Consider the following 18050-nt stretch of genomic DNA (forward strand, 5'->3'; position numbering starts at 1 on the left):
TCTGGCCAGATGACTTGAACCAGACCCGGCATGCATACGCATGCCGGGCNATCGAGGGAATCCTGTGCGTTCATTGTTCTGGCGAATCCTGGCCAGCTTCTGGCTGGCCATTGCTCTGGTGGGAGGCCTGTCGGTGCTCGTCGGGCACATGCTCAATCAGGATGCATGGATTCTCAATCGTCATCCGGTGCTCAACTCACTGCCGGAACAATGGACCCAACGCTTCGAAGAAAAGGGCGCGGATAACGCTCAGGATTTCCTTCAGGATATCAAACGACGCAATCGTATCGATGTTCAGGTGCTGAGCGACAGCGGCGAGCCTATGGTGCGTGGCACTTTCCCGCCACGCGCCGCTGCGCTCGAAGCGCGCCAGCAGGCCGACGAGGATCAGGGCCGCAAACTGCCCTGGCGCCGTCTGGCAACCGAATACAGCAGTCCGAAAACCGGTGAAACGTACCTGTTCATCTACCGCGTTCCGCACCCGGAGCTCGACGAGTGGCACCGTCAGAGCCTGATGTGGCCGCTGAGTGCGCTGGGTATTGCGCTGGTGGTGCTGACCCTTTTCAGCCTGTTCGTAACGCTCTCGATCACCCGACCGCTGAGCCGTCTGCGCGGCGCGGTGCATGATCTGGGGCAGACCAGCTATCAACAGCACAGCCTCGGCCAACTGGCCAACCGGCGTGATGAATTCGGCGTGCTGGCCACTGACTTCAACCGTATGGGCGCACGCCTGCAAAGCCTTATCGGCAGCCAGCGGCAGCTGTTGCGTGATGTGTCACATGAACTTCGTTCGCCACTGGCCCGGCTGCGTATCGCCCTGGCGCTGGCTGAACGTGCGGAGCCTGCCGAGCGTGAAAAGCTCTGGCCGCGTCTAGGCCGCGAATGCGACCGGCTGGAAGCGCTGATCAGCGAGATTCTGGCCCTGGCGCGCCTCGACGCAGAGCTTCGTGGCCCTGAACCCGTGGACCTCGATGCACTTCTGCAACGCTTGAAAAACGACACGCAACTGGACGGTGTCGACCAGAACATTCGCGTCCAGGTGCAGCATGACCTGCACCTGAAGGGCTGGCCGGACATGATCGAACGGGCGTTGGATAACCTGCTGCGCAACGCTTTGCGCTTCAACCCCACAGGGCAGCGCATTGATCTGCAGGCGAGCCAGGTCGACAGTCAGGTCCGCCTGAGTGTTCGCGATCACGGCCCAGGCGTTGCCGAAGAGCACCTTGCGCAACTGGGCGAGCCGTTTTATCGCGCCCCCGGCCAGACCACGCCCGGTCACGGCTTGGGGCTGGCGATCGCCAAACGCGCAGCGGAGCGACATGGCGGCACTCTGATGCTGGGCAATCACCCGGACGGCGGCTTCATTGCCACGCTGGATCTGCCCAGAGAACCGCTCAGCTCATCATCTGTTTAGCCTTGCCACTCGCTGACAAACCCGCCAACGTCGACTTTCGGGGCTTCGCGCGGCGGGTTCTGCGGGGTGCCGAGGTATAGAAAGCCAATCACCTCTTCGTCGGCCTCAAGCCCGAACCCTTTGGCGACGTGTGGCGTATAGCACAGCTCACCCGTCCTCCAGACCGCGCCGACACCCAGTGCATATGCCGCCAGCAACACGCCGTGGGCGGCGCACCCGGCGGTGATCATCTGTTCCGAACGCGGAACCTTGAAATGGTCTTGCAAGCGAGCGATCACCACCACGACCAAGGGTGCGCGCAACGGTCCCAGACGGGCCTTTTCCAGCGCCTGCGGGGTAATCTCACCGCTACTTTGCTGCAGCGCTTCCACCAACAGCTCGCCCATACGCTCACGGGCCGTACCTTCGACGGTCAGGAAACGATAAGGCTTGAGCTGTCCATGATCCGGTGAGCGCAGCGCCGCACCGAACATGATTTCCCGCTGCGCAGCATCCGGGGCCGGGTCGACCAGTCGCGGAACCGATACGCGATTGAGCAAAACGTCGAGCGCCTGCATGGGCGGTCTCCTTGAAAAGTGATCGAGCATTCTAGAGCCTGTTTACCGTCAATAACGAGTGCGACGGACAATTCCTTACCCACTCTGTCGAACCTTGCCCCTGGCTGCACTGGTTTACATGCCTTCAAGCGCGGGTAGAATGGCGCCTTCCCTCACACCCGCCCGAGCCATTCATGTCGTTGCCGACCTTTCGCATCATCGGTTTCATTATCGGCATCTTCCTGATCACCCTGGCTGTCGCCATGATCGTGCCCATGGCCACGCTGGTCATCTACGACCGTTTCGAGGACCTGCGCGAGTTTCTGTGGGCCAGTGCCATCACCTTTATCGCCGGCCTGGCGCTGGTGGTGCCCGGACGCCCCGACAACGTCCAGTTGCGCCCGCGGGACATGTACATGCTGACCGTCTCCAGCTGGATCGTGGTGTGCATCTTCGCCGCCCTGCCCTTTCTGCTGACCCAGCACATCAGTTACACCGATTCGTTCTTTGAAAGCATGTCAGGCATCACCGCCACCGGTTCCACCGTGCTCAGCCATCTGGACAGCATGTCACCGGGCATTCTGATCTGGCGTTCGATGCTGCACTGGCTTGGCGGTATCGGCTTCATCGGTATGGCCGTGGCGATTCTGCCGTTGCTGCGCATTGGTGGCATGCGCCTGTTCCAGACCGAATCCTCGGACCGCTCGGAAAAGGTAATGCCCCGCTCGCACATGGTGGCCAAGTTCATTGTGCTGGCCTATGTCGGCTTTACCGCGCTGGGCAGCCTGGCCTTCTGGGCGGCGGGCATGAGCCTGTTCGATGCGATCAACCATGCGATGTCGGCCATTTCCACGGGCGGGTTCTCTACCTCCGACCTGTCGCTGGCCAAGTGGCCGCAGCCTGCGGTGCATTGGGTCGCGATTGTGGTGATGATCCTCGGCAGCCTGCCCTTTACCCTGTATGTCGCGACCCTGCGCGGTAATCGCAAGGCGTTGATCAAGGATGAGCAGGTGCAGGGGCTGATCGGGCTGCTATTGGTCACCTGGCTGGTAATGACTGTCTGGTACGCCAACACCACCGACCTGCCGTGGACCGAGACGCTGCGTCACGTGGCGCTGAACGTGACGTCGGTGGTGACAACTACCGGTTTTGCACTCGGTGACTACAGCCTGTGGGGCAACTTCTCGCTGATGTTGTTTTTCTATCTGGGTTTCATCGGCGGCTGTTCGGGCTCGACGGCGGGCGGGGTGAAGATCTTCCGCTTTCAGGTCGCCTATATCCTGCTCAAGACCAACCTTAATCAACTGATTCACCCACGCGCGGTGATGAAGCAGAAATACAACGGCCATCGACTGGACGACGAAATCGTTCGCTCGATTCTGACCTTTTCGTTTTTCTTCACCATCACTATCTGCCTGATCGCACTGATGCTGTCGCTGCTCGGGCTGGACTGGATGACTGCACTGACCGGCGCTGCCAGCACTGTGTCCGGCGTAGGGCCGGGGCTGGGCGAGGTGATTGGGCCTGCGGGCAACTTCTCTACCCTGCCCGATGCTGCCAAGTGGATTCTGTCCGGCGGCATGCTGCTTGGCCGACTGGAGATCATTACCGTGCTGGTGCTGTGTGTACCGGCGTTCTGGCGGCATTGAGGTCTGGCTGGGCGCAGGAGCGGACCAGACGACGCTTCGCTTATTCGCGAAGACGGCATTTGATTTATCGTTCCCACGCTCCGCGCAGTAATGCAGTCGCACTCTGCGTCGTCAATGCCATCGCGGTTGAAAAGCGCCTTGGGGCAATTTGGCCAAGGCACGGTTCAGTCAGGCGCATAAGCAACTAGTGCCCGCCCCCCGCCGCTGGCCCCGCCTTGGCACCAAACGGCGGTTTGGCCAGCCAGACCAGCAGAATCAGCCCCGCAAATACCCAGCCCAGCAGGTAGAAGTAGTCCACCGTGGACATCATGTAGGCCTGCGCGTTGAGGGTGCGTTCCAGCTGGGCGTAGGCCTGCGGGCTCGCGCCGCCCAGGCTGTCGAGGGCATGCCGGGTTGTCGGGTCGAAGGTGCTGATGTTTTCACTCAGGTAGGCATGATGCTGGTTGGCGCGGCGAATCCAGATCCAGGTGGTGAGCGAGGCTGCGAAGCTGCCGCCCAGGGTGCGCAGGAAGGTTGCCAGCCCTGAACCATCGGCGATCTGATTGGGCGGCAGGTCGGACAGCAGAATGCTCAGGGTGGGCATGAAGAACAGCGCCACACCAATGCCCATGAACAACTGCACCATTGCCACGTGCTCGAAGTCCACGTCAGTGTTGAAGCCGGCACGCATGAAACAGCTCAGCCCCATCGCCAGAAACGCCAGCCCTGCCAGCAGACGCAGGTCGAATTTGTGCGCGTACTTGCCGACAAAGGGCGACATCAGCACCGGCAGGATGCCAATCGGTGCGACGGCCAGCCCCGCCCAGGTCGCGGTGTAACCCATCTGGGTCTGCAACCACTGCGGCAGAATCAGGTTGATACCGAAGAAGCCTGAATAGCCGCCGATCATGACCAGCGTACCGATACGGAAATTGCGGTAGGCAAACAGCCGCAGGTTGACGATCGGATGCTTGTCGGTCATTTCCCAAATCACGAAGAAGACCAGCGCGACCAGCGAAATCAGCGAACCGAAGATGATGAAGTTCGACTCGAACCAGTCCAGATCATTGCCTTTGTCGAGCACTATCTGCAACGCGCCGACACCGACAATCAAGGCCAGCAAGCCGATGTAATCCAGCGGTTGATGAGCGGTGCTGACCGGCCTTTTAGCCATCTGCGAACGCACCACCAGCACAGCGAACAGGCCGATGGGGATGTTGATAAAGAAAATCCACGGCCAACTGTAACTGTCAGTGATCCAGCCACCGAGGATCGGCCCGGCGATAGGCGCAACCACCGTCACCATCGCCAGCAATGCCAGCGCCATGCCCCTTTTCGCCGGAGGATAAACCGCGATCAGCAATGTCTGGCTCATCGGATAAAGAGGACCGGCCACCATGCCCTGCAACGCCCGGAACCCCACCAGTTCCGGCATGGACTGGGAAATGCCACACAGAAACGACGCCATCACGAACAGAATGGTGGCCCATAGAAACAGCTTCACCTCGCCAAAGCGGCGACTGAGCCAGCCGGTCAGCGGCAAGGCAATCGCGTTGCTGACTGCGAACGAGGTAATAACCCAGGTGCTCTGCTCGGAGCTGACCCCCAGGTTGCCGGCGATGGTCGGCAACGCCACGTTGGCAATCGTGGTATCGAGCACTTGCATGAAGGTCGCCAGCGACAGACCGATGGTGCACAGCAACAGGCTTGGCGGGGTGAAAGAAGCGGGGGCGTTGTTGCTCATCGCAAATCCCTGAAGACGAGTGCGACACCCCGGCCAAGCGGCCGGGGTTCACGGATTGGCGGTTCAGCGCTGAACGGCAGTCTTGCCACTGGAAGCACTGTTCTCGTGAATCAGACGGGCGATCAACGCATCAGCGTCGGCCAGCTGCGCGGCGTAAACCTGAGTACTGAAAGCGGCCTGCTTGCGCGGCTGTTGCGCCAGCACCGGACCGCTCTGGTCATGCAGATTGACCTCGACGGTGGTCGACAGACCGATGCGCAACGGATGCTTCGCCAGCTCTTCAGGGTTGATATGTACACGGACCGGCACACGCTGGACGATCTTGATCCAGTTACCCGTCGCGTTCTGTGCCGGCAACAGCGCAAAGGCACTGCCGGTGCCAGCCCCCAGGCTGTCGATAGTGCCGCTGTACTTCACATCGCTGCCATACAGGTCGGAGCTGATTTCCACCGGCTGACCAATGCGCATCTTGCCCAGTTGGGTTTCCTTGAAGTTGGCATCGATCCACAACTGATCCAGCGGGATCACAGCCATGGTCGCGGTGCCCGGCTGAATGCGCTGGCCCAGTTGCACGCTGCGCTTGGCCACATAACCGGTGACCGGCGCTACCAGCGTACTGCGTGCATTGGCCAGAAAGGCCTGACGCAACTGGGCGGCAGCAGCCTTGACGTCGGGATGTGAAGAGACAACCGTGTCATCGACCAGCGCCACGCTGGTGCTCAATTGCTGCTGAATATTGTTCAACTCACTTTGCGCGCTGGTCAGGCTGTCTCTGGAATGCGACAGCTCTTCCTGGGAAATCGCCCCGCCCGCGGCCAGACTGCGCCGCCGGTTATAGTTCTCCTGAGCGGTCTGCACGGCGGTACGCTGCGCAGCCAGTTGTGCCTTCATGCCATCGACATTGCTGTACAAACCACGCACCTGACGTACAACCTTGCCCAGATTGGCCTCGGCGCTTTGCAGCGAGACTTCGGCATCGCTCGGGTCGAATTTGAGCAGTACCTGCCCTTCGTGCACCAGATCCCCGTCATCGGCACCAATGCTGATAACGGTTCCGGTGACCAACGGGGTGATTTCGACGACGTTGCCATTCACGTAGGCGTCATCAGTCTCTTCGCTCCATTGGCCGTAAAACTCGTACCAGGCCCAGATGGCCAAACCAAGAATCACGACGATGACGGCGAGCCCGATCAGCAGGAACTTGCGCTTGCCGGGCTTCGGCGTTTGCTGTGAGGACGGGGCAGATGTGTTTTCAGTGGCGGCAGTGGCCATGGCAGTTACCTTTTTATCAGCGAAGCGGCGAGACAGGGACGAGGGGCAGGCGCACGCCTGCCGACAGGTCTGCCGCTCAGCTTTTAGCTTTGGGGTTGAAGCTCAGACGAGTCAGGGTGATGTGGTCATCGGCGGCCACCAGTACTTTGGTGAGAATCCTTGTCAGGGTCTCGACCTCTTCACTGTCGAGCGCGGCGAACGTGTCATTCATCGCGTCGGCGCCAATCTGCGGCAACAGATCGGAAAGCGCCTGTCCCTGCTCGGTCAGCGCCAGACGCACCTGACGACGATCGGTCGCGGAGCGCTTGCGCACCACCAGCCCTTTCTGTTCCAGACGATCGAGCATGCGGGTCATCGAACCGCTGTCCAGTGACAGGTGCCGACACAATTCCACGGGGGTATCGGTAGAAAACTGGGCAATGATGATCAGCACCTTGAACTGCGCGAACGTCACGTCATAGGGCAGCAGGTACTTGTCGAGCATGCGGTCTTTGAGCGCATTGGTACGACCGACCAGCAGCCCGATGAGGCTGGATTCGAAATTGTCGGGGCTGAAATGTTTCACGGATTGACCCAGATAGCTGCCTAGGCAGTGATTGCAAAATATTACTGCCTAGGCAGCCGTTGTCAAAGCATTTATTAGTGTGCTTACTAAATCCCCATAAAAAAACGACCGCTGGCAAGGCGGTCGTTTTGGGGGGCGGACGTGCGAGAGGAATCAGGCGGCGACAGGGACGCCACTGTGAAAGCGGAACTCTTCGTCAGGGCTTTCGATCAGCTCACGCTCGGCCAGACGGATCTCCTCGATCTTGGCATCGATATCAGCCTTGTCGCCATAGCTGTAAGCCAGCTTGAGGTAATCCTGAAAGTGCCGCGCTTCGGACTTCAGCAGACCGCCATAGAATTTGGCCAGCTCTTCGTCAAGATGCGGCACCAGCGCGGCGAATCGCTCACAGGAACGAGCCTCGACGATGGCACCGACGATCAGCGCATCGGTCAGCCGGTAGGGGTTGTGATTGCGCACCAGCTTGCGCAGCGCTCCGGCATAACGGGCCGAGCTGATGTTGGCCATGGGGATCTCGCGCTTTCTGATAATGCTGATGACTTGCTCGAAGTGGCGCAGCTCTTCCCGGGCCAGACGCGACATCTTGCTCAACAGGTCGAACTTGTCGTTGTACTGAAACATGAACTGGAACGCAGCCCCGGCGGCCTTCTTCTCGTTGTTCGCATGGTCGATCAGCAGGATGTCCAGATTGCGCAGCGCGGCCTGGACCCAGCTGTCGGGGGTGCGGCAAAGCAGAAAGGCTTCGATTTCAGGGATCGGGTACATAGGCTCACAGAATGACGGAGAGGCACGGCCGCGCATTATACGAGGAGCCACGGTACCTCGCGACACAAAAGCATGCCGGTTTTGTCACGCGCCGAATGCGTCGCGCAGAAAGCCCGGCGCGATATAGCGCTGATAGTGCGCCTCGGAGAGCAGGAAAAACTCGCGGTCGATGGCATCGCGCAGTTCCGGCAGCGTCCAGTCGCGAAACTCCGGCAACAACACGAAACCGTAGGCCTCGACCTGGCTGATGACCCGTGCGCCACGGGCGATCAACTGGTAAGCCCAGCAGTATTCGGACTGGTGTGGCACAAAGCGGATCTTGCGCTGGGTCAGCTGCGCACGCAGCTTGTCGGCATCGAAGACTTCGAGCTTGGCAGTCATCACCTGGACCAGCAGTTGCTCCAGACGCAGCCAGACCGCTCTTTTTTCATCCTCGTTATAGCCGTTCCAGTGGATGACCTCGTGGTGGAACCGCTTGCAGCCACGGCACACCAGGTCCCCGTAAACAGTGGAGCAAAGGCCGACGCAGGGGGTTTTGATAATGTAATCGGGCATGTCAGGCAGGACTGGGGAAGGCGAAACAGGGGCTCATGTTAGCCCTTTGTCTAAGCAAGTTCACCCCCGAAGATGTAGGGGCTAACTTACCTTTAGCGAAGTTTTGGCGTAGAATCAGCGAGCCTTTTAAGGCGCCAATGTCCGTTGGAAGCTGTTTTCAAAGCGTCACGAGCACAGTCAGGTTAACCCCGCATTGCGGCGTCGACAGGCCATTCCCTCATCAAGAATGGCCGTGTCGACCGTCACTCCCCCCGTTCTGCAGGCGTAAAACTTTGAAAACAGCTTCTGTTAGGAATCGCCGACACCCTGCCAACAAGGCTCAATAAGCCTTGCGTGGGTACGGACGATTTCTGGATGAGCGTCCCGGACACCCATTTGGGACCACTGATGAGGGTTAATACTGTGCTTGAAGCCTACCGTAAACACATCGAAGAGCGTGCCGCCCAGGGCATCGTGCCCCAGCCGCTTAACGCCGAACAAACTGCAGGCCTGGTCGAGCTGCTGAAGAATCCCCCGGCTGGCGAAGAAGCTTTCCTTGTCGATCTGATCACCAACCGCGTTCCGCCAGGCGTTGACGAAGCCGCTTACGTCAAGGCCGGTTTCCTGTCTGCCCTGGCCAAGGGCGAAGCCACTTCTCCCCTGATCGACAAAAAACGTGCAACCGAACTGTTGGGCACCATGCAGGGCGGCTACAACATCGTCACCCTGGTTGAACTGCTCGACGACGCCACCCTCGCGCCGGTCGCCGCCGAACAGCTCAAGCACACCCTGCTGATGTTCGATGCCTTCCACGACGTGGCCGAAAAAGCCAAAAACGGCAACGCTCACGCCAAGGCTGTCCTGCAGTCCTGGGCTGACGGCGAGTGGTTCAAGAAGCGTCCGACGCTGGCCGACAAGATCAGCCTGCGCGTCTTCAAGGTCACCGGCGAAACCAACACCGACGACCTGTCCCCGGCACCTGATGCCTGGTCCCGTCCAGACATCCCGCTGCACGCCCTTGCCATGCTGAAAATGGCCCGTGACGGCATCGTTCCAGACGTTCAGGGCTCTATCGGCCCGATGAAACAGATCGAAGAAATGCGCGGTCAGGGTTTCCCTATTGCCTACGTCGGCGACGTGGTCGGTACCGGTTCCTCGCGTAAATCGGCAACCAACTCGGTACTGTGGTTCTTCGGCGACGACGTTCCTTACGTACCGAACAAGCGTGCCGGTGGTTTCTGCTTCGGCAGCAAGATTGCCCCGATCTTCTACAACACCATGGAAGATGCCGGCGCCCTGCCAATCGAATTCGATGTCTCGAACATCAACATGGGTGACGTGATCGACGTTTACCCGTACGCCGGCAAGGTGTGCAAGCACGACAGCGACGAAGTCATCACCACTTTCGAAATGAAGACTCCGGTGCTGCTCGACGAAGTTCGCGCAGGCGGCCGTATTCCGCTGATCATCGGTCGCGGCCTGACCAGCAAGGCGCGCGCCGAACTGGGCCTGCCTGAGTTCGACCTGTTCAAGACCCCTGACCAGCCAGCCGAAAGCACCAAGGGTTACACCCTGGCGCAGAAGATGGTCGGCAAGGCGTGCGGCGTTGCAGGCGTTCGTCCTGGCACCTACTGCGAGCCGAAGATGACCACCGTCGGTTCCCAGGACACCACTGGCCCGATGACCCGCGACGAGCTGAAAGACCTGGCATGCCTGGGCTTCTCGACCGACCTGGTCATGCAGTCGTTCTGCCACACTGCAGCCTATCCAAAGCCTATCGACGTCAAGACGCACCACACGCTGCCTGACTTCATCATGACCCGCGGCGGCGTTTCCCTGCGTCCGGGCGACGGCATCATCCACAGCTGGCTGAACCGCATGCTGCTGCCGGACACCGTCGGCACCGGTGGCGACTCGCACACCCGCTTCCCGATCGGTATCTCCTTCCCGGCCGGTTCCGGTCTGGTGGCGTTTGCCGCTGCCACCGGCGTCATGCCGCTGGACATGCCTGAGTCGATCCTGGTTCGCTTCAAGGGCAAGATGCAACCCGGCATCACCCTGCGCGACCTGGTTCACGCCATTCCTTACTACGCGATTCAGGCTGGCCTGCTGACCGTAGAGAAGAAAGGCAAGAAGAACGCATTCTCCGGCCGCATCCTGGAAATCGAAGGCCTCGACAACCTGAGCATCGAGCAGGCTTTCGAGCTGTCCGACGCCTCTGCCGAGCGTTCGGCTGCCGGTTGCACCATCAAGCTGGCCAAAGAGCCAATCATCGAATACCTGAATTCGAACATCACCCTGCTGCGCTGGATGATCGAACAGGGTTACGGTGATCCGCGCACCCTGGAGCGTCGTGCTCAGGCGATGGAAGCCTGGGTTGCCAACCCGGAGCTGCTGGAAGCCGACAAGGACGCCGAGTACGCCGAAATCATCGAAATCGATCTGGCCGACGTCAAAGAGCCTGTGCTCTGCGCGCCGAACGACCCGGACGATGCCCGCCTGCTGTCTTCGGTACAGGGCGAGAAGATCGACGAAGTGTTCATCGGCTCCTGCATGACCAACATCGGCCACTTCCGCGCTGCGGGCAAGTTGCTGGATCAGGTCAAGGGCCAGCTGCCGACGCGTCTGTGGCTGTCGCCGCCGACCAAGATGGACGCTCACCAACTGACCGAAGAAGGCTACTACGGCATCTACGGTAAAGCTGGCGCGCGTATGGAAATGCCGGGCTGCTCGCTGTGCATGGGTAACCAGGCACGCGTAGAACCGAACTCGACCGTAGTGTCGACGTCGACCCGTAACTTCCCGAACCGTCTGGGTGACGGCGCGAACGTCTATCTGGCCTCCGCCGAGCTGGCGTCCGTTGCTTCGATTCTGGGTCGCCTGCCGACCGTCGAAGAGTACATGGGCTACGCCAACCAGATCGACACCATGGCAGCGGACGTGTACCGCTACCTGAGCTTCGATCAGATCGCCGAGTTCCGTGAAGCCGCTGCGAACGCCAACATCCCGGCCGTTCAAGTGTAAGCACGAAAGCAGGCACCATAAGAACCCCATCCTCGCGATGGGGTTTTTTTTGCCCTCAATCGAACACGTACATATATTTTTCACATTCACATGGCTATAGTGGCGGCCCTTGTTGGGGAGTAGCCTGCTCTTGACTCCGGTCACAGAGCGTTCGCATCAACATTCTCGGCAGCATGCCGTGGTGCGAACACCTTCTGGTTGGCGAGACCAACGATGCATCCATGCCTAAAGTCGGGCGTGTGGTTGCGTCGTTGACTCATAGCCCGACTGGATATAACCGTGAATCCGATTTCCCTCCTCTTTCTCGCGCTTGCCATGTCCACGGACGCCTTTGCTGCGGCCCTTGGTAAAGGAGCAAGCCTGCATAAACCGCGCTTTATCGAAGCGTTGCGTACCGGTTTGATATTCGGCGCTATCGAGACCATCACCCCGGTGATCGGTTGGGGCATCGGCCAGGTCGCCGCCCGCTTCGCTGAAAGCTGGGACCACTGGATTGCCTTCACCTTGTTGCTGGTACTGGGCCTGCACATGATCTACAACGGCATCAAACACGATGACGATGAAGAGCAGGAAAAACCCGGCCAGCACTCGTTCTGGATTCTCGCCGTCACCGCATTCGCCACCAGCATCGATGCACTGGCGGTCGGCGTAGGTTTGGCATTTGTCGACGTCAATATCGTGATTGCCGCCCTGGCGATTGGTATGGCAACCACGGTAATGGTCACCATCGGGGTGATGCTGGGCCGGGTGCTCGGCACCATGGTCGGCAAGCGCGCTGAAATCGTCGGCGGCATCGTATTGATCATCGTCGGCGCGACGATTCTGTACGAGCATCTGTCAGCGGCTTGATCGACAGCCTGAAGCCTGTAACCACGCACAAAAAAACCGCATCTTTCGATGCGGTTTTTTTGCTTACGGCCTTGCTACGACAGCGGTCAGACCGTCAGGGCCTGCCCACTCATGGCCAGGTCCAGCAGCTCACGGTTGGCAACGGCGTACATGGCGTAATCCGTGCCGCTTGCCGCACGAAGCTCGACCAGCATGGCACGCCAGCGCTCGACCATCAGCGAGTGCTGCTCCAGCCACAGGGCCAGACGCGCATCGATTTCCGAAGGACCGTCAGCCATTTGCAGGACCGACACGGTGATCGCCCGCTGTTGCCAGTCAACATCGTCACGGAACGCTTCACGCGCCAGGGCCTGCCAGTTGTTTTCCACCGGCAGGCTGCTGATCTGTTGCAAGTACCAGGTGATGTCCAGCGCGCTGCCCACGGCAAAGTACGCCTTGGCCACGTCGGCAGCGTTCTGCCCGGTCACGTCGGAGGCTTCGATAATCGGCAGCAGCGTGTACAGGTGCGTCGTACCCGCCACCATACGCGCCAGCAGTTCCGGCACACCGGCTTCGACATAAGCCTGATAACGCGTCTGCCAGATCTCGCGGGTAGGCCCGTCTTCCAGCAACTCGTCAAGCTTGAGGCCCAGTGCAGCAAGGTGCGGACCGAAGTGCGCCACGTCACGACCGGCATCCAGCTCGTTGCGGCGACTGCGCAGGAACCAGCGCGTCGCACGACGCCCCAGACGCATCAGTTCATCCATCAGCGCCAGCTGGATCTCGGCGGAAACCTTGTAGTCCAGCGCTTCGATCTGACGGAACCAGTGCGGCAGGTGGAAGATGTCGCGCACAATCACGTAAGCACCGGCCACAGCCGCAGCACTCATGCCGGTCGACTCCTTGAGCCGCTGCACGAAGGTGATGCCCATGTGGTTGACCAGATCGTTGGCGATCTGCGTGCTGACAATTTCGCGTTTCAGACGATGACTGCGCATGGCCGTTGAAAATCTGGCACCCAGCGATGGCGGGAACGCAGTTTCCATATCGCGCGCCAGATAATCGTCATCCGGCACACGGGATTCCAGCAATGCTTCCTTGAGGTCGATCTTGCTGTAGGAGATCAATACCGACAGCTCGGCACGACTCAAGCCCTGTTTGGCCGCCACGCGCTCGGCAATCTGTTCTTCGGCAGGCAGGAACTCGATGGCCCGGTCGAGCTTGCCACGGGCCTCCAGGTCATTCATCAGACGTTTGTATTCGGCAATCCGCTCGTAAGCGCGGCGTGCTGCCAGCGACAGTGCCTGAGTCTGCTTGTAGTTGTTACCCAGCACCAGGTGGCCCACTTCGTCGGTCATGCTTTCGAGCAACTGGTTGCGCTGCTTCTCGGTCATGTCACCGGCCTGCACCACCTCGTTGAGCAGGATCTTGATGTTCACTTCGTGGTCGGAGCAGTCCACACCACCGGCGTTGTCGATGAAGTCGGTGTTGGTCGCGCCGCCATTGAGGCCGAACTCGACACGGCCCAGTTGGGTCATGCCCAGGTTGCCGCCCTCGCCCACCACCTTGCAGCGCAGCTCGTTGCCATCGACGCGCAGCGCATCGTTGGCCTTGTCGCCCACGTCGGCGTGCGACTCTTCGCTGGACTTCACGTAGGTGCCGATACCGCCGTTCCACAACAGATCGACCGGAGCCTTGAGCAGCGCGTGGAGCAATTCGGTCGGGGTCAGCTTGTCAGCCTTGATGTCGAAGCGCGCCTTCATCTGCTCGGTAATGGCGATGCTCTTGAGGCTGCGCGGGAAGATCCCGCCGCCAGCGGACATGATGCTGGTGTCGTAGTCGGTCCAGGACGAGCGCGGCAGATTGAACAGGCGCTGGCGCTCGACAAAGCTGCTGGCCGGGTCCGGATTTGGATCGATGAAAATGTGCAGGTGGTTGAATGCGGCAACCAGTTGCAGCTTGTCGGACATCAGCAAGCCGTTGCCGAATACGTCACCGGCCATGTCGCCGATGCCGATCACACTGATGCTGTCCTGCTGCACATTGATGTCGCGCTCACGGAAGTGACGCTGCACGCCTACCCACGCGCCCTTGGCGGTGATGCCCATCTTCTTGTGGTCATAACCGGCCGAACCACCGGACGCGAACGCGTCACCCAGCCAGAAGCCGTAGTCGATGGCGATGCCGTTGGCGATGTCGGAGAAGGTCGCGGTGCCCTTGTCGGCGGCAACCACCAGATACGGGTCATCGTCGTCATGACGCACCACATTGACCGGCGGCACCAGCACGCCTTCCTTGAGGTTGTCGGTGATGTCCAGCAGCCCCGAGATGAAAATGCGGTAGCAGGCAATCGCTTCAGCCTGCACCTCATCACGGTTGCCGGTGGTCGGCAGACGACGCGGCACAAAACCGCCCTTCGCGCCGACTGGCACGATGACCGAGTTCTTCACCTGCTGGGCTTTTACCAGGCCCAGCACTTCGGTACGGAAGTCTTCTTCGCGATCCGACCAGCGCAGGCCTCCACGCGCCACGTTGCCGAAGCGCAGGTGCACGCCTTCGACGCGCGGCGAGTAGACGAAGATTTCAAACTTGGGCACCGGCTTTGGCAACTCGGGGATCAGGCGCGGGTTGAACTTGAAGCTGAAGTAGCCCTTGCTATGCCCGTTGGCATCAGCCTGATAGAAGTTGGTCCGCAGGGTGGCCTTGATCAGGTCCAGATAACGACGCAGGATGCGGTCTTCGTTGAGCACCTGAACGTCGTCCAGGGCAGTCAGAATCGCCTGTTCCAGGCGCAACTGCTTGTCATCAAGATCATCGGAACCCAGCTTGCGCGCCAGGTAGAAACGGGTCTTGAACAGACGCGTCAGCTCGCGGGCAATGCCGGTGTGGTTGTTCAGGGTGCTGGCGATATAGCCCAGATCGAAACCCAGACGAATCTGCTTCAGGTAGCGCGCATAAGCACGCAGCAGGGCCACGTCGCGCCACGGCAGGCCGGCAGTCAGCACCAGACGGTTGAACGCATCGTTTTCAGCGTCGCCGCGCACGATATGCACGAACGCATCCTGCAAGGTGTCATTGAGCTGCTGGATATCGAGGTTCAGACCTTCGCCATAGGTAAAGGCGAAGTCATGAATCCAGAATTCGCGACCATTGGCGTGGTGCAGACGGTACGGGAACTCGCCCAGTACACGCAGCCCGAGGTTTTCAAGAATCGGCAGCACATCGGACAGTGCCAGCGGCGTGTCGGCGTGATACAGCTTGCAATGCAATTGCTGGCGGCCACCGGCCAGTGGCTGATAGAAGCTCATCACCAGCGGATTGGTTTCGCTCAGGCTCAGCACGTGCTGCATGTCGACCACCGCCGAATGCGCAGCAAAGCGCTCGCGGTAGCCGGCCGGGAAACCTTTCGGGAAATCGGCCAGCACGTTGGTGCCGTGGGCCTCGCCAAAGCTCTCGACCACCAGACTGGCGTAATCGTCTTTCCACGAGCGGCAGGCCTGAATGACTTCGTTTTCGAGCTGGGCAACGTCGATGTCCAGATTGACCTTCGGATCGACCCGCAGGATCAACTGCACGCGCGCCAGCACGGATTCAGAGAAGAACGTCCAGAACTCGCAATCGCTGGCTTTCAGGCGATCCATCAATACCTGCTGGATCTTCTGACGCACTTCGGTGGAGTACACGTCGCGCGGCACATAAGCCAGGCAGTAGCAGAAACGGCCGTACGGGTCCTTGCGCAGGAACACGCGAATCTTGTTGCGCTCCTGAATCTGCACGATGGACATGACCGTGGTGAACAACTCGTCCACCGGCGTCTGGAACAGGTCGTCACGGGGCAGCACTTCGACGACCTGCGCCAGTTCCTTGCCCAGGTGCGCCTTGGCGTCGAAGCCGGAACGGCGCTCGACTTCTGCGACCTTGCGACGGATATACGGGATCTGCCGTACGCTCTCGCCGTAAACCGACGAAGTGTACAGGCCCATGAAGCGGCATTCCTTGATGACCTTGCCCGAGGCGTCGATCTGCCGGATCGATACATAATCCGGGTAGGCCGGACGGTGTACGCGGCTAGGATGCGCAGCCTTGGCAAACGACAGCAGCACCGGCTCTTGCAGGTATTTCACTGCGTAGTCTTCGATGTGCAGCTCTTCGCGGGTCAGGCCCGGGCGCAGCAGTCGGGTCAGGCCCAGGAAGGACGACTCGTCGTAGACCAACTGGCCGCCTTCGGCGTCGTTGCGCACTTCAAACTCTTCGTAGCCCAGAAAAGTGAAGTGGTTATCTACCAGCCATTGCAGGAAGACCTTGATCTCGGCCTTCTCTTCGACATCGGTGTTGGACTCGTTGGCATCGATGCTGGCCAGCAGCTCGTGCAGACGCGCTTTCATCGGCCCGAAGTCTTCGACGGCAGCACGCACCTCGCCCAGCACCTGCTCCAGCTCGCGAGCCAGCACATTCAACTCGCTGACGTTGGCGCAGCGGTCGATCTCCAGGTACATCAGCGATTCCTGCAGCACGTCCTCGCCGGTGGTGCCCTTGGGCAGCAGCTCCAACAGTTCGCCAGCAGCGCCGCGACGCACGCTCAGTACGGTGGTCTGCAGGGTGTGGATGCTGTAACCGCGACGGTTCAGCTCGGTACGCACGGAGTCGACCAGAAACGGCAAGTCGTGATGCAGCACTTCAACGGCAGTATGAGTCGACTGCCAGCCGTGGCGCTCGTAATCAGGGTTGTAGACCCGGACCTGCGGGTGAGCATGTTCGAAACGCTCCAGCAGGCGCCATGCGGACAAGGTGCAGCCTGCCAGGTCGGACAGACGCCGCTGGGTGAGTTCGTCGAGGGAAATGATGCCGAAGAATTGCTCGGCAAACAGCGCCACTTGTGGCAGTGCCTGTTCGCTGATGTGCTGAGCCAGTGCCGCTTGCAGTTGATGCTGGAAGTCGGCCTTGCTGGCTGCGGTGAAGAACGCCATCTGTGGTACTCCGCTTTGGCTTTTATTGGGGAGGCTTGAAGAAGGTGTTGCGACCGGTGTGCCCTTACATTCAATTGCGTGGGCATAACCTGATCGAGTGTAAAGCTAAAGTACTAACGCGCGCTGTGTCAGGGTAGTCACATTTGAATGCGGGAATAAAAAAAACTGCGCGCATCCGACACCGTACACCACTCGTCTGCCATGCAGCTTAACGAGAGCTGACGGCGTGCTGCTTACGAGGCTGCGACATATTCGGTCATCAGGTCGCGTTAAAATACGCACGATGGTGCCAACATCCCCCGACAAAATTGACTCGGGACTGGCAAAATCCACCTCACGCCTCAACTGCTTAGACCCGGAGCCCCACCATGCAAATCAAGACCGCCAGCCTCATCGCCAACCCGTGCGACGACGAATACGACGACATGGCGCTGCTTTGCTGCCACGCAGAGAACGGCGTGCTGTTTTCCCTGACCCGCTTCCCGGACGAGAATGAAGTGGAAATCACTGTCAGCGATGAAAAGTCACTGAATGTGTCCAGCCTGAAAGTCAGCTTCAGTGCCGAGCGTCTATTGGTGGAAATCACCCCGGAGGACGCTAAGCAGCTCGATGGCCATCACCAGTATGAAATTCTCCACAGCACCGACGCAGCCGAGCTGCAGGATGTTCACCAAACGTTACAGATCATTCTTGAAAACGTGGGCGAGTACACCAGCACGATCAGTTAACGGGCAAAACCGCTAGAGTGAGTACTTCGCCGTACAGGAGCCCGT

At 59.9% G+C, this 18050-nt stretch carries 12 protein-coding genes and 1 riboswitch; of the genes, 5 read left to right on the forward strand and 7 right to left on the reverse strand.

The genetic code is table 11. From position 1 onward, the window contains the following. Nucleotides 1–64 precede the first annotated feature (64 nt). Nucleotides 65–1414 (forward strand): sensor histidine kinase, encoded by a 1350-nt coding sequence (locus AO068_RS23930; protein WP_058409650.1) that lies wholly within the window; start codon nt 65–67, stop codon nt 1412–1414. Here the strand turns inward: AO068_RS23930 and AO068_RS23935 are convergent. Continuing rightward, nucleotides 1411–1971 carry a nitroreductase family protein gene (locus AO068_RS23935; RefSeq protein WP_058409651.1) on the reverse strand — a complete coding sequence of 187 codons (561 nt, stop codon included), beginning with the start codon at nt 1969–1971 and terminating at the stop codon, nt 1411–1413. The two genes, AO068_RS23930 and AO068_RS23935, sit on opposite strands and share 4 nt — an antisense overlap. A gap of 173 nt (nt 1972–2144) precedes the next feature. Between AO068_RS23935 and AO068_RS23940 the strand changes: the two genes are divergently transcribed. Further along, a complete protein-coding gene (locus AO068_RS23940) occupies nt 2145–3599 on the forward strand; it encodes a TrkH family potassium uptake protein (protein ID WP_058409652.1) in 1455 nt (484 codons plus the stop codon). A gap of 184 nt (nt 3600–3783) precedes the next feature. Here the strand turns inward: AO068_RS23940 and AO068_RS23945 are convergent, their stop codons facing one another. The 5 genes from AO068_RS23945 to AO068_RS23965 all read right to left on the reverse strand — a co-directional run bounded on the left by AO068_RS23945 (nt 3784) and on the right by AO068_RS23965 (nt 8479). Then, a complete protein-coding gene (locus AO068_RS23945) occupies nt 3784–5322 on the reverse strand; it encodes a DHA2 family efflux MFS transporter permease subunit (protein ID WP_005731352.1) in 1539 nt (512 codons plus the stop codon). Nucleotides 5323–5385: 63 nt separating this feature from the next. After that, complete coding sequence (locus AO068_RS23950; RefSeq protein WP_058399936.1) at nt 5386–6594, reverse strand: HlyD family secretion protein; 1209 nt, start codon at nt 6592–6594, stop codon at nt 5386–5388. Between the two features lie 76 nt (nt 6595–6670). After that, entirely contained in the window at nt 6671–7159 is a 489-nt protein-coding gene (locus AO068_RS23955) for a MarR family winged helix-turn-helix transcriptional regulator (RefSeq protein WP_058409653.1), read from the reverse strand. 153 nt (nt 7160–7312) lie between these two features. Then, nucleotides 7313–7924 carry a tRNA-(ms[2]io[6]A)-hydroxylase gene (locus tag AO068_RS23960; protein ID WP_058409654.1) on the reverse strand — a complete coding sequence of 204 codons (612 nt, stop codon included), beginning with the start codon at nt 7922–7924 and terminating at the stop codon, nt 7313–7315. An 84-nt stretch (nt 7925–8008) separates the two neighbouring features. Next, a complete protein-coding gene (locus tag AO068_RS23965; protein WP_002554470.1) occupies nt 8009–8479 on the reverse strand; it encodes a DUF1289 domain-containing protein in 471 nt (156 codons plus the stop codon). A 402-nt stretch (nt 8480–8881) separates the two neighbouring features. Between AO068_RS23965 and acnB the strand changes: the two genes are divergently transcribed. Together acnB and mntP are read left to right on the forward strand one after the other, a co-directional pair. Next, nucleotides 8882–11482 carry a bifunctional aconitate hydratase 2/2-methylisocitrate dehydratase gene (acnB, locus tag AO068_RS23970; protein ID WP_005731348.1) on the forward strand — a complete coding sequence of 867 codons (2601 nt, stop codon included), beginning with the start codon at nt 8882–8884 and terminating at the stop codon, nt 11480–11482. Between the two features lie 107 nt (nt 11483–11589). Continuing rightward, nucleotides 11590–11755: riboswitch (yybP-ykoY riboswitch) on the forward strand. 6 nt (nt 11756–11761) lie between these two features. Beyond that, nucleotides 11762–12331, forward strand: coding sequence for a manganese efflux pump MntP (gene mntP / locus AO068_RS23975; protein ID WP_058409655.1), 570 nt, complete (start codon nt 11762–11764; stop codon nt 12329–12331). A gap of 86 nt (nt 12332–12417) precedes the next feature. Here the strand turns inward: mntP and AO068_RS23980 are convergent, their stop codons facing one another. Next, the gene (locus tag AO068_RS23980; RefSeq protein ID WP_058409656.1) at nt 12418–17277 is read right to left on the reverse strand and encodes an NAD-glutamate dehydrogenase; all 4860 of its coding nucleotides are present in this window, start codon (nt 17275–17277) and stop codon (nt 12418–12420) included. 368 nt (nt 17278–17645) lie between these two features. Between AO068_RS23980 and AO068_RS23985 the strand changes: the two genes are divergently transcribed. Further along, nucleotides 17646–18005: a hypothetical protein gene (locus tag AO068_RS23985; RefSeq protein WP_057402596.1), complete on the forward strand. Its 360-nt coding sequence runs from the start codon at nt 17646–17648 to the stop codon at nt 18003–18005. Nucleotides 18006–18050 lie beyond the last annotated feature (45 nt).

The organism is Pseudomonas sp. ICMP 3272 (assembly GCF_001466905.1).
In the GTDB taxonomy this organism is placed as follows: domain Bacteria; phylum Pseudomonadota; class Gammaproteobacteria; order Pseudomonadales; family Pseudomonadaceae; genus Aquipseudomonas; species Aquipseudomonas amygdali.